Below are 12801 nucleotides of genomic sequence, written 5' to 3' on the forward strand. Positions count from 1 at the left end.
CGCCGTCGGCCGTCGACGGCCGCGCACCCCGATCCGTAACGGAAGAGAGAGGATTCCCATGCAAGAGGGCTGTGTGCCTTGGCCGGAATCGGTGGCTCGCACGTACCGGGAGCAGGGGTACTGGAACACGGACGTCCTCGGGACCTGGCCCCCGCGGACACCCGAGCAGCGGGCCGGGACCGCCCTGGTGACGGCAACCGCCAGCGTGACCCACGAGGAGCTCGACCGGAAGGCCGACCGGATGGCCGCCGGCCTGCTGCGCGCCGGCCTGACGCCCGGCGACCGCGTCGTCGCGCAACTCCCCAACGACGTCGACCTCGTGGTGCTGAGCCTGGCGCTGTTCCGGACCGGCATCCTGCCGGTGTACGCCCTGCCCGCACACCGCACGACGGAGATCACCCATCTCGTGGCCACCTCCGAGGCCGTGGCCTACATCTGCCCGGAACGGGTGCTCGACTGCGATTTCCGGCTCGTCGCCAGGGAGGTGCTCGACCGGACCGACACTCTCCGCCACGTGTTCGTGGCAGGTGATCCGGGCCCGTACACGACTCTGTCCTCCGTGGACGCCGACCCCGTCGCCCTGCCCACGCCGGAGCCCGAGGACGTCGCGCTGTTCCTCCTGTCCGGTGGAACCTCCGGGCCGCCGAAGCTGATACCGCGTACGCACGCGGACTACGCGTACCAGCTGCGGGAGACCGCGCGGCTGTGCGGTGTCGGGCTGGACAGCGTCTACCTCGCGGCGCTGCCCGTGGAGCACAACTTCGCCCTTGCCTGCCCGGGCGTACTGGGCACGCTCCGGGCCGGAGGAACGGCTGTGCTCGCCTCGGCCCCCACCGCGGACGTGTGCTTCCCGCTCATCGAACGGGCCGGCGTGACCATCACCTCGTTGGTGCCACCGCTGGTGCCCCTGTGGCTCGACGCGGCGGAGTGGACGGACCACGACCTCTCCTCCCTGCGAGTCCTCCAGGTCGGCGGCGCCCGGCTCGCCCCGGAGACGGCCCACCAGGTGCCGAAGATCCTCGGCTGCACCCTTCAGCAGGTGTACGGGATGGCCGAGGGACTGCTCAACTACACCCGGCTCGACGACCCCGAGGACGTGATCGTCCACACGCAGGGGCGACCGCTGTCACCGGCCGACGAAGTACGGGTCATCAGGGAGGACGGGACCGAGGCCGGACCGGGGGAGACGGGCGAGTTGTTCACCCGCGGGCCGTACACCCTGCGCGGCTACTTCCGCGCAGGGGAGCGCAATCGCACCCGGTTCACCGAGGACGGTTTCTACCGGACGGGTGACCTGGTGCGCCGGACCGCGGAGGGCAACTTCGAGGTCGTCGGCAGGATCAACGACGTGGTCAACCGGGGTGGGGAGAAGGTGCCGACGCTGGAGGTGGAGGAACATCTGCTCGCCGCCTTCCCGCTCCTGGGAGTCGCCGTGCTCGCCCTGCCCGACCCGCTGATGGGGGAGAGGACCTGCGCCTGTGTCGTACCCAGGGACAGCGCTCATCCGCCGACCCTGCGGGACGTGCAGGCCGCGTTCCGGGGGCGGGGGGTCGCCACCTACAAGGTGCCCGATCAGCTGGTGGTCCTGGAACGGCTGCCCATGACAGGCGTCGGCAAGGTCGACAAGAGGGCCCTGCGCGCGGCCCTGGACGCCTGAGCGAGCCCGGGCAGCGGGCCCGTATCACCACCGGCTACGACCGGCCGGTGATACGGGCCCACGGTCATGTCGCCTTCCGCGCCGTGCCGGTCCGTGAGAGCAGTCCGTCGACGATGGACACGAGGCCCTCGTGGTGGGTGTCACGGGTGGTGATCTCGTCCCACCGGCCCGCGAGCGAGGCGAGCCGGGGGAATTCCTCCGGTGTCAGCGTGGCGAAGGCCTTGTCGCGGTGCGGGGGGCGCTCGAGCCCTGCATGGTGCCGCTCGCGGTTCACGCGGATGGTGAGCTCGCCGGCGGTGTAGTACCAGATCACGCGGTAGGCGTACACGGCCTCCTCGGGACTGAGCCCACACTCGATCCCGGCGTCGATCATGTTCTCCACGATCCACAGGGCGGAGACGGCCATCAGGTCGTCGGAGGCGAGGACCTCCACGATCCACGGACACTCGGCGAGGATGTCGTGCAGCGCCTGGCTTGCCGCGATCAGCCGGTCACGTGGCTCGGCGGGCAGCTCGGGGCGCGGGAAGCGCTGGGCGTGACGTTCGAGCAGCAGGAGCAGCAGCTCGTCCTTGTCGCGCACGTGATGGTAGAGCGCCATCGCCGTGCTCGACAGCTCCTGAGCCACGCGGCGCATCGACAGGTTCTCCGGCCCCTCCTTGTCCAGGATGTGCTGGGCGGCCGTGAGGATGGCCTCCCGGGACAGCCGGGGTGGCCTGCCGGTCCTGCCGGTGCGTCGGGTCTGAGGCGTCATCCCTCTCTCTTCCTGTTGCTCGTGCCGGGTACGGCGCGGTCACGGGCCATGACGGCCGGTCCGCGTGCGTGGTCACCCGGTCCTGCCGTCGGCCGTCGGCTTCATCCCCGGCGCCAGGCGGTCGGTGACGCCGACGTCATCATGCCCGCATCGCCATGCGGGACCTCCGTCGTCTGCGCCGTCGTTCGCGGAAGGTGACGCACGATCCAGTCGGCGGTGGCCGTCGGCGGCAGCGTAGCCGCCATGACGTGGACACCGGACGGCACCCGGCCTCGCGTGACCTCGTGAGCGGTGGTCGAGGCGACCACTCCCACCAGGCCGGTCACGTCCGTGCAGTGCAGGAGGGCGCTCCGCCGCACCGGGGCGCCCTCGGGTGTCAACCCGTCAAGCGTGCCATACATCACCTGATACGGGGAGCTGCCGGCCGCGTCCCGCAGACTTTCCTCGGCCAGTTCCCGCGCGGCGGCCATCAGAGCCCTGCCGTCGTCCGCCGCCGGATGCTGCAAGGCGAACCGGTCAAGGAAGGCGGGCACGCCTGGACCCTTGAGCACCTCGTGCCAGTGGGCCTCCCGCAGCCGCAGGAGGTAGGCCTGTTGCCGCAGTTCCTCGGGGAGGACCCGTCGGACGGCGGCGGCGTGGGCCGGCGGCGGTGCGGGCGACGCGAACTCCTGGGGAAGGGGACCGGAACGGGCCTCCGCGCTCGGCACTGCGTCGCTGCAAGCGGGGGCGGCGTCGGGGTGGTCGTCGCCGGGGAGGTCGACCGCGTGTCGCTTGCCGAGCAGACAGGAGACGGCCGTATGCGGCGGGATGGCGCCGAGACCGCCCCACCAGCCGCTGAAGCGGGTCGCGGAGTCGAGCCCTTCCGCCAGCCAGCGCGGCACCCAGCCGGCCAGTGTGCCCGAGAGCCCGGTGAAGAGAACGGCCGAACATGCCCCCGCCGAAGTGCGCGAGCCGCCGTCGTCCGTCATGCCCACGTAGTGGACGCCGGCCGCAAGGACCGAGGCACGAACCTGGCCGCGGAGCGAGAACGCGGTCCCGGAGCAGTCGAGCACGGTGACACAGCCACGGGTGAAGTGGGTCAGGCTCTGGTTGTCACGGGCGTCGACCACCATTGCCTCCGCGCAGGCGCCCAGCTTTCGGGCGATGCGCCAGGCCTTCTCGGCCGACCGTCCGCCGATCCGCAGACGGTAGCCGCGCTCGGCGGCGAGGAAGCGGGCTGCGGCCGCGCCCACGCGTCCGTACCCGCCGAGGATTCCGATCATGGGTGCCTTGTCGATGCTCATGTGTGTTCTCCCGGGTGGGCCGGACGCCCGCCGAGCAGACCCTCGACGATGTCCTCCAGGGCCTCGCGGTGGGTGTCCCGCGCAGTGAGCGCGGACCAGCGGTCGGCGAGCGAGGTCACGCGTGGGAAGGCGGCGGGCGACAAGGTGGCGAAGACCTGTTCGCGTTCCGTGGGGCGGGTCAGTTCGGCGTGGTGCTGGCGACTGGTCGTACGGATCAGAAGGACGCCGACCGTGAAGTGCCAGAGGGCCTGATGGGCCTGGGCCGCCTCCTCAAGGGTGAGACCGCACTCGACGGCCGCGTCGAGCAGGGCTTCCATGACCCACAGCGCGGACACGGCCAGGAGGTCGGGGGAGGCCAGGATCTCGTTGAGGAACGGGTACTGGGCAAGGACGTCGTGGAGAAGCTGGGCGGCCGCCAGCAGCCTTTCACGCGGGTCCTCGGGCAGGACCGGCCGGGCACGGCCCTGGGATCGCGAGGCGACCAGGAGGAGCAGCAACTCGTGCCTGTCGCGCACATGGTGGTAGAGGGCCATCGGCGTGATGGAGAGCTCCCTGGCGAGCCGTCGCATGGAGAGCTGCTGAGGGCCCTCACTGTCGAGGATGCGCAGTGCGGCCGCGACGATGGTCTCCTGCGAGAGGGGCGAGGAACGACGTGCGCCGCCTCTGCGCCCGTTACGGGGCTTCATGCCTGGTTCTCCCATCCGAGTGCTGAGCTGTCCGGCTCCGACCGCGGGCCGGATCACCGCGCTGTGCTGGGCTCTTCGGGGTGGGGGGTGACATCGACAGGAGCCCGGGCTACAGTTATTGTACGCGTACGACTTACAAGTATAAAAACTAGGGAGGGATCCAGTGCGGGAGTCGACCTGGAACCCGGCGTGGGGACGGCGTGAGGTCGCCCCGGCCGTCCGGCGGAGGGGGTCGGCACCTTCATGAGGCGGACCTTGTCGCGCATCGCCACACGGCGTGCCCGGCAGGGTCTTGGTGGCCCGGCATTCCCCCGTGCAAAAGCGCCGGGCCGCCTTCATATCGTTGTCACCAGGGGAATTCGAAACGGTCGCGCGTCGCGCGGCGACAAACCCTGCGGGCAGAATCGGTCAAGTCGCGTTCAAGTCGCGGTGTGGAGTGAAATTTCATTGATCTGAGTCGAAGTCGTTGGGTAGAGTCGACCTCGGTTCGGCCGCTCCTGGGCATTAGGGGAGGGTTGTCGGGGGATTCAGGAACCCGGGGTATCGGTCTATTTCTGGGGTGACCGACGTTCTCTTTCGAGGGGACGTCGCAGGTTTGGCATGCCTAAACGTTCCTTCATGTGTGCTGATGTGGCGGCCGGCATGCGCGACATCATCCTGCGATGGCTTTCTTGTGACGCACCGTCAATATTCCCCTGATTCTCTCCTGTGAGGATCGGTCGATTGTTTTCCGCCCTTGTAGTGGTCAATTTCGGTCGTCAGTTGCAGGAGGAAGAACCGTGCTTTTCTCGTACCGGTCAACAACCGTGCGCACGGATGTCGATCCGCTTGTCGCAGCGACGGGACTCATCGCCTCGGGCCTGTTCTCCACCTATGTCGTCTACGAAGGCCCGGACGCTTGGTCGGTGGCCGGCGGCATCGTGGCCGAAGTCGTGTTGGGACAGGACACCGTGCGATGTACGAAGGATGGCAACTCCATCGAACGCCCCTGGCAGGGCGATCCGTTGGCCCAAGTGCGTGAGTTTCTGGACAGCCTCGAGCTGACCGACTGGCGGGCGTACGGCTGGAGTGCGTTCGAGCTCGCATACGCCGTCGCCGGCCGTCCGGTCGACAACGACGTCCTGCTCCATCTTGTCGTTCCGCGAACGGAGATACGCCTGTCCGAGGGGCAGGCCCTCGTGCGGGGTCTGGACCCGCAGGAGATGTTTCTCGTCGAGAAGACGCTGGCCGGTCTGGAGCAGGAACCGGATACCGGGCACCGGCCGGTCGGCGTGGACATCGAGGCCGGTGCCGATGCGTACCGTGCTTCTGTCGCCACTGTCGTGGACCGCATACGCGCCGGAGAACTCCAGAAGGCCGTCGTGTCCCGGATCGTCCCCGTCACCTCCGACATCGATTTCCCGGCGAGCTACCTCGTCGGACGCCGTGCCAACACCCCCGCGCGGTCCTACCTGTTGAACATGGGAGACCTCCAGGCCCTGGGATTCAGCCCGGAGACCGTCGTGGAGGTCGAGCCCGACCGCACCGTCGCCAGCCAGCCGTTGGCCGGCACCCGGGCCCTGACCGGCGATGCCGACGAGGACCGGCGACTACGTGAACACCTTCTGGCGGACCCCAAGGAACTCCACGAGCACGCCATCTCGGTGAAGGTCGCCGTCGACGAACTCGCCGAGCCGTGCAAGCCGGACACGGTGGTCGTGCAGGAGTACATGGTGATCAAGGAGCGGGGCTCCGTGCAGCATCTGGCCTCCAAGGTCGTGGGCCGGATGCCGCAGGACGCCAGCCCCTGGGACGCCTTCGCCGCCGTCTTTCCCGCCGTCACCGCCTCGGGCGTGCCCAAGCTCGCCGCGTACGACGCCATCTCGGACTGCGAGCCACGGGAGCGCGGCCTCTACGCCGGTACCGTGATGACGGTGGCGCAGGACGGTTCGATGGATGCCGCGCTCGCCCTGCGCAGCGTCTTCCACCGGAACGGTGAAACCTGGCTGCAGGCCGGTGCCGGGGTCGTCGAGCATTCCGTACCCGAGCGCGAGCTCGAGGAGACCCGGGAGAAGCTGAGGTGCGTGGCCCACCGCCTGGTGGCACATGGGACCGAGAGCGGAACGGTGCCGCCCGACGCGGCACCCGAGAAGCGTCTGTACGTCTGAAATCACTCGAAGAAGCGGTCCGGTGACCGCGACAACGACCTCAGGAGGCGACAGGGCAATGCCGATGACGGGGGAGCCCTTGGAAGTGCAACTGTTAGGTCCGGTACGTGCCTGGCGTCACGGCAGGGAAGTCGTCCTCGGACCGCCCAAGCAGAGAGCGGTGTTCGCGCTGCTCGCCGGCCGGGCGAACGACGTCGTGAGTGTGGATCACATCATCGACGCGGTGTGGGGCGGAGACATCCCGCAGACCGCGGCCAACGGCGTCCACACCTACGTGGCCGGGCTCCGCCGAGTCCTCGAGCCGGAACGCAGCAGGCGGGAGAGCGGTGAGGTGCTGATCTCGACCGCCGGCGGCTATGCGCTGCAGACGGACCCCGAGACGGTCGACGCCACGCGCTTCGCCCGCCGTCACGCCCAGGCGCGGCGCGCACGTGTCGAGGGGAGGCTCCAGGAAGCGTTGGACGTGGCGGAGTCCGCGCTGTCCTTGTGGCACGGGGAGGCGCACTCCGGCGTTCCCGGGCCGTTCGCGGCGATGGAGCGCACGAGGCTCCAGGACCTCCGGCTCACGGCCGTCGAGGAGTGGGCCGCCGACATGCTGGAGGCGGACCGTCCCGTCGAGGCGGTGACCGTACTGCTCGGGGCGGTGGCCGAGGAGCCGCTGCGCGAGAAGCTGCGCTGGTTGCTGATGACGGCACTGTACCGGTGCGGACGCCAGGCGCACGCGCTGGAGGTCTACGCCGAGACCCGACGGCTGCTGCGGCACGAGCTGGGCATCGATCCCAGCGCCGAACTGAGGACGCTGCACCAGCAGATCCTCACGGGCAGCCCGGTCACCTCCGTCGGAGCCGCCGGTACGAGCGCTGTCGCCCCTGTCGACTCCGGGGCACCCGACCCGGAGCCCCCCTCTACCCGGCTGGTGCTCGCCGAGACGCCGCGACCTGCCCAACTGCCTCCAGTGGCAAGAGGGTTCGTCGGCCGCTCCAGGGAGCTGGAGCAACTCGCGCGGCTGCTCACCGAGAACGACCCGCGGGGCGCCTCCACCCCCATCGTCGTCGTCGACGGGCCGGCCGGCGTCGGCAAGAGCGCCTTCGCGCTCGAACTGGCCCACCGGCTGTCCGAGCACTTCCCGGACGGGCAGCTCTACGTCGATCTGCTCGGTACGAGCATGGAGGGTCGTTCGCTGAGCGCCTCCGAGGCCCTGCTCCAGGTACTGCGGAGCCTCGGGGTCGACGACACCCGCATCCCCGCGGATCTGGCGAGCCGCGCGACGCTGTACCGGAGCCTGCTGCACGGCAAGCGCGTCCTCGTCATGCTCGACGACGTGCTCAGCGCCGACCAGTTACGGCCGCTGATCCCCGGCGGCTCGTCCTGTGTGCTCAGCACCGGCCGACAGCGCCTGGGCGGCCTCGCCGTCCGTGACGGCGCGCATCTCCTGCGGCTCGACCCGCTCGGTACCCAGGACGCGCTGGCGCTGCTCCGATGTCTCGGCGGCGACCGGCTCCACCACCAGGAGGCCGTGGCCAGGCGTCTCGTGGGCCTGTCTGGAGGACGGCCCCTGGCGCTGCGCATGATGGCCGAGACGCTGGCCGCCAACCCGGACGTGCCTCTGGCCGCGCTGGTGCAGCGCATCGTCGAGGAACACGGCAGGCTGGACCGACTTGCGGCGGGAGGCGACGCCTCGACGAGCCTGCACACCTTGTTCGAGACGTCCTACCAGGCGCTGCCCGAGGAGGCGGCGAGGATGTTCCGGCTCCTCGGACTCTTCAGCGACGGGCTGATCACCGTGTCGGCGGCGGCCGATCTGGCCGGAACCACCGAGTCGGAGGCGGTGGGCACGCTGAAGTTGCTCGCCCGGCGCCATCTGCTCCGTGAGGCCGACCGGGGCGTGTACCGGTTCCATGAGCTCATGAGGCTCTATGCGGCCGAGTGCGCCGAGCGCGAGCCGCTGACTGATCGCAGTGCCGCCGTGGCGCGTCTGCTGCAGGCAACCGCTTCGGTCGCCTAGGGCCCTTCGAGCGTGTGCCCCGTGGCCCCTGGTCACGGGGCACACGCGTGCCCGCGCGGGACTGTCGCGGAGGGGTCCGCGGGGCCGGGGCCGTGGGGCGCGGCGTCTCATCAGAAACCGTTCAGAGCATCTGTAGGCGGCTGAAGGAGAGTGGTCGCCATGAGCAGCAATCAGGTGGCACTTCTCCTCTTCGACCTTGCGTTCATCCTCGTCCTCGCCCATGGACTCGGGCACCTCGCCACCAGGATCGGACAACCGCCCGTCGTGGGCGAGATCCTCGCCGGAGTGCTTCTCGGGCCGACGCTCCTCAACGGGGCCGTCTCCGACACCCTGTTTCCCCACACGATTCGGCCGTTGCTGAGTGCGATGGCCGATGTCGGCGTCACCCTGTTCATGTTCGGTGTGGGCCTGGAGATCGAGCGCCAGGCGCTGCGCGGCCGCGGACGCATGGCCGCGGCCGTGAGTCTTGGATCGACGGCGGTGCCGTTCGTCCTCGGCACCGGTCTCGGCTACTTCCTGTTGCGGAACCATGAGACCGACCAGAAGGCCGCCTTCATCGTCTTCATCGGCCTGGCCGTGTCCGTGACCGCCTTCCCCGTACTGGCGAGGATCCTCTCCGACCGAGGTATCGCCGCCACCGGCCTCGGTGGCATCGCCCTGGCGACGGCGGCCCTCGTGGACGTCGTCGCCTGGACCGCCCTGGCAGGGGTGCAGGCAGCGATCGGCGGCGCGGGCTCCCACTGGCGGGTGGCCCTCATGATTCCGTTCGCCCTGGTGCTCGTCCTCGTCGTACGGCCCTGGTTGCGCCGCCGCCTCACCCGGGGCGACGGTCGCGGGCCCGCATCGGCATGGTGGTACGTGCAGGTGCTGATCGGAGCGCTGTTGTGCGGCGCGGCGACCGAGGCCATGGGTATGCACTACATCTTCGGAGCCTTCCTCTTTGGCGTGATCATGCCGAGCGAGGGTGCTGAGCGGCTGCGCGCGGACCTCATGCAGCACACCCGCACCGTGACCTCCGTGCTGCTCCCCGTCTACTTCGTCGTCGCCGGCCTCAAGGTGGACCTCCGGCAGTTCGGCTGGGCGGAGACCGCCGAACTCGTCGCCGTCCTGCTGGTCGCCGTCGTCGGCAAGTTCGGTGGCACGTATCTGTTCGCTCGGAGCACGGGGCTGCCTGCCAGGCCCGCGACGGCGCTCGCCGCGCTGATGAACACCCGTGGCCTCACCGAGCTGGTCATCCTCGGTGTCGGACTGCAGGCCGGGCTGCTCGACGGCGGGCTGTACTCCCTCCTGGTCGTCATGGCACTGGTCACCACGGCGATGACGGGCCCTCTGCTGACACGGACGTACGCGAAGCCCGTGATCGTGCCGGAGGCGACGACCGGGGAGCCCGGGCGGGAGCCCGACCGCTCCTCCTCCGTCCCTCCCGTCGCATAGCGGCACTACGACGGACGGCAGACCGGAAGCATCCAGAAGACACGCCAGAAGCAGCAGGAGCAGGACAAGGACCAGAAGGAGACCCAGACATGCCCTCGGCCGAACTCCGGGATTCCGTCCGTCCCGGCACTCGCGGTCAGGACCACCCGGCCGAGTCGGTCCGGACACTCGACGGACTCTTCAGCCGGGCCGCCCGGCGCCACCCGGGGGCCGTCGTGGTGCGCGAGGGGCCGTACACCCTCTCGTACGGCAAGGCCGACACCCTCTCCGCGCAGCTCGCCACGGCGCTGCTGAGCGCCGACGTCCAGCTGGGGGACCCGGTCGTGGTGCACTGCGCCGACCACCGGCAGGCGCTCGTGGCCCAGCTGGCGGTGATGAAGGCCGGGGGTGTGTGCGTCCCGGTGCCCCGCGAGTTGTCGGCCGGCCAAACCTGCCGGATCGCTGTCGTCAGCGGCGCCGAGACGGTGCTGTGCAGCCGCGCGACCCGGGAGGCATGGGATCACGCCGGCTACCGACGGCGGCTCCTCTTGGACGACCCCGAGCTGTGGAAGCGGCTCGGAGCGCGCTCCGTCGACCGGGCGCTGCCGCGCTCCGCACCCGCCGAGCTCGCCTACCTGCTGACGGCGCAGGAAGCCGGGGACTGGAATTCCGGTCACCTCGTGGACCATAGGGCCTGGCATCTGGCCATGACCGCCCGGTCCGAGCAGATCGGACCCGCAGGCCGGGCGGTCGCGGTCGCCGAGCACCCCGTCGGACCCGCCACCCTGTCCGCGATGTGGTGGGCCTTCGGATCGGGCAGCACGCTGCTCGCCCGACCAGGCGGACTCGTGGCGAGCCTCGACGGGGTAGTCGCCGTGTACGAGTCGGCCGAGTACACACACGTGCTCGACACACTGGCCCGGGAGCCCCGCCCGCCGCGGCCCAGGATGGTCGTCCTTGTGGGAGCCCCCTGCGCACCCGAGGTCGTGGCACGGCATGTCGAGATCCTGCCCGAGACCGCCCTGCGCGCCGAGTTCGCGCCCGGCGGGAGCGTATTGCCCTGGGCGGTGAGCATGTATCGCGCGGGCCAGGACACGCCCTCCGGCGGGAGCCCGGTGGTCGGGGCGGCCCCCGGCGTACGGCTGAGCGTGCGCGGAGTCCTGGGGGAGAACCTCCGCGCCGGCCAGGCCGGAGAGGTATGTGCGCGAGGGCGTACCCTGCCCTTCGACGTCATCGGCGACCACTCTGCACCCGGTCGGGGAGGGACCCTCCTGCGCTCCGGCTTTGCTGGACGACGGAACCCGGACGGGGGCGTCGAACTCACTGGTCTCGCCCGTGGTGACGACGAGGCCGCAGCCCATCGGGCTGCGGCCTCGTCGTCCCGTCGCGCGGCGTGGAGCTAGGCACTGTCGTCCCGGGCCGTGATCCACTGCCACTGGGTGTACGAGTCCCAGGCGAACTGCGCCCCGTGCCGGGCGCCGTTGCCCGAGGCGCCGAAGCCGCCGAAGGGCACCACCGCCTGGTGGTTGATCGTCTGGTCGTTCACATGGATCATGCCCGTTCGCAGGCGGCCGGCCAGACGGAGCCCGCGCTCGACCGAACGCGTCCGTACCGCGGCCACGAGACCGTACTCCGTGTCGTTGGCGACGGCCACCGCCTCGTCGTCGTTCCGGACGACCACAACGGGTGCCACCGGGCCGAAGATCTCCTCGGTGAACGCGGGCATCTCCCGGGTGACCCCGGTGAGGACGGTCGGCGGGTAGAACGGCCCGTCCGGCGTACCGCCCCATCGCAGTTCGGCGCCCGCGGCGACGCTGTCGCGAACGATCCCGTCGACACGCTCCAACTGCCGGCCGTCGATCACCGGTCCCAGGTCGACCGGGTCGGTCCACGGATCGCCCACGGTGAGCCGCCGGGCCTCCTCGACCAACCGCTGCACATACGCCTCGGCGACCGACGCATGCACGATGTGCCGTCCCGCCGCCATGCAGATCTGGCCCTGGTGGAAGAAGGACGCGAAGGCTCCCGCCGCCGCGGCCGCCTCCACGGCGGCGTCGTCCAGCACGATAAGTGCGTTGTTGCCGCCGAGTTCGAGTGAGACCCGCTTGAGCGTGCGGCCGGCCGCGGCTCCCACCTCCCGACCGACCGCGGTGGAGCCCGTGAACGACACCATCGTCACGATCGGATCGGCCGCCAGGGCGGCGCCGGCCACCGCGTCGCCGGGCAGCACGTGCAGCACATCCTTCGGGAGTCCCGCCTCCTCGAACAGGCGCGCCACAACCAGGCCGCCCGCGACCGGTGTGCGGACATCCGGCTTGAGGATCACGGCGTTGCCCAGGGCGAGCGCGGGGGCCACCGAACGCAGGGCGAGCAGCAGCGGTACGTTCCACGGGCTGATCACGCCGACCACGCCCAGCGGCTCCCGGCGGGCCAGGCTCGACCGGCCGGGTACGGAGGGCAGGACCTGCCCGTGCGGCTGCGTGGGCAGTGCCGCCGCCTGGAGGAGTTCCTCCACCGTGTCCGCGATCTCCGTCTCCGCCTTCGCCCGTACAGCACCACCCTCGCGGATCAACCACCGCACGACCTCGGCCCGGTGCTCCTCCAGCACGGCCGCCGCCCGCCGCAGCACCGCCGCACGATCGGCCGGGGGCAGGGCCCCCCACGCCTGCTGTGCCCGTGCCGCAAGGGTCGCGGCCCGTGTGACGTCCCACGCGGCAGCGACACCGACCTGGGCGAGCGTCTTCCCGGTCGCCGGTTCGACCACGTCGACGACGGCGCCGCCGGACGCGGCCCGCCAGCCGTCACTGAACACCGTCCCGGCGAGCCCGTCCACGTCGACCAGGCTTGTCATGGCTTCCT

At 70.5% G+C, this 12801-nt stretch carries 9 protein-coding genes; 5 read left to right on the plus strand and 4 right to left on the minus strand.

The genetic code is table 11. The annotated features are described in order from the left end of the window. Positions 1–58 precede the first annotated feature (58 nt). Complete coding sequence (locus tag SMA5143A_RS03025; RefSeq protein WP_107461262.1) at positions 59–1657, plus strand: (2,3-dihydroxybenzoyl)adenylate synthase; 1599 nt, start codon at positions 59–61, stop codon at positions 1655–1657. 64 nt (positions 1658–1721) lie between these two features. On the opposite strand, the gene SMA5143A_RS03030 is transcribed toward SMA5143A_RS03025, so the two are convergent. From SMA5143A_RS03030 to SMA5143A_RS03040, 3 genes are all read right to left on the minus strand, one after another. Then, positions 1722–2408 (minus strand): TetR/AcrR family transcriptional regulator, encoded by a 687-nt coding sequence (locus tag SMA5143A_RS03030; RefSeq protein WP_107461263.1) that lies wholly within the window; start codon positions 2406–2408, stop codon positions 1722–1724. Between the two features lie 101 nt (positions 2409–2509). Then, positions 2510–3691, minus strand: a complete 1182-nt coding sequence (locus tag SMA5143A_RS03035; protein ID WP_107461264.1) for a saccharopine dehydrogenase NADP-binding domain-containing protein — start codon at positions 3689–3691, stop codon at positions 2510–2512. Then, entirely contained in the window at positions 3688–4377 is a 690-nt protein-coding gene (locus SMA5143A_RS03040; RefSeq protein ID WP_107461265.1) for a TetR/AcrR family transcriptional regulator, read from the minus strand. The genes SMA5143A_RS03035 and SMA5143A_RS03040 overlap by 4 nt, the downstream gene beginning before the upstream one ends. An 806-nt stretch (positions 4378–5183) precedes the next feature. Here SMA5143A_RS03040 and SMA5143A_RS03045 point away from each other — a divergent pair. The 4 genes from SMA5143A_RS03045 (at position 5184) to SMA5143A_RS03060 (ending at position 11345) form a co-directional block, all read left to right on the plus strand. Further along, the gene (locus SMA5143A_RS03045; RefSeq protein ID WP_258193255.1) at positions 5184–6524 is read left to right on the plus strand and encodes a salicylate synthase; all 1341 of its coding nucleotides are present in this window, start codon (positions 5184–5186) and stop codon (positions 6522–6524) included. 85 nt (positions 6525–6609) lie between these two features. Next, positions 6610–8529: an AfsR/SARP family transcriptional regulator gene (locus SMA5143A_RS03050; protein ID WP_258193256.1), complete on the plus strand. Its 1920-nt coding sequence runs from the start codon at positions 6610–6612 to the stop codon at positions 8527–8529. Positions 8530–8688: 159 nt separating this feature from the next. Further along, positions 8689–9963 carry a cation:proton antiporter gene (locus SMA5143A_RS03055; RefSeq protein ID WP_107461268.1) on the plus strand — a complete coding sequence of 425 codons (1275 nt, stop codon included), beginning with the start codon at positions 8689–8691 and terminating at the stop codon, positions 9961–9963. Between the two features lie 89 nt (positions 9964–10052). Further along, positions 10053–11345: an AMP-binding protein gene (locus tag SMA5143A_RS03060; RefSeq protein WP_107461269.1), complete on the plus strand. Its 1293-nt coding sequence runs from the start codon at positions 10053–10055 to the stop codon at positions 11343–11345. Here the strand turns inward: SMA5143A_RS03060 and SMA5143A_RS03065 are convergent. Further along, positions 11342–12793: an aldehyde dehydrogenase family protein gene (locus SMA5143A_RS03065; protein WP_107461270.1), complete on the minus strand. Its 1452-nt coding sequence runs from the start codon at positions 12791–12793 to the stop codon at positions 11342–11344. The genes SMA5143A_RS03060 and SMA5143A_RS03065 overlap by 4 nt on opposite strands. Positions 12794–12801 lie beyond the last annotated feature (8 nt).

This window comes from Streptomyces sp. MA5143a, assembly GCF_900290235.1.
Lineage (GTDB): Bacteria > Actinomycetota > Actinomycetes > Streptomycetales > Streptomycetaceae > Streptomyces.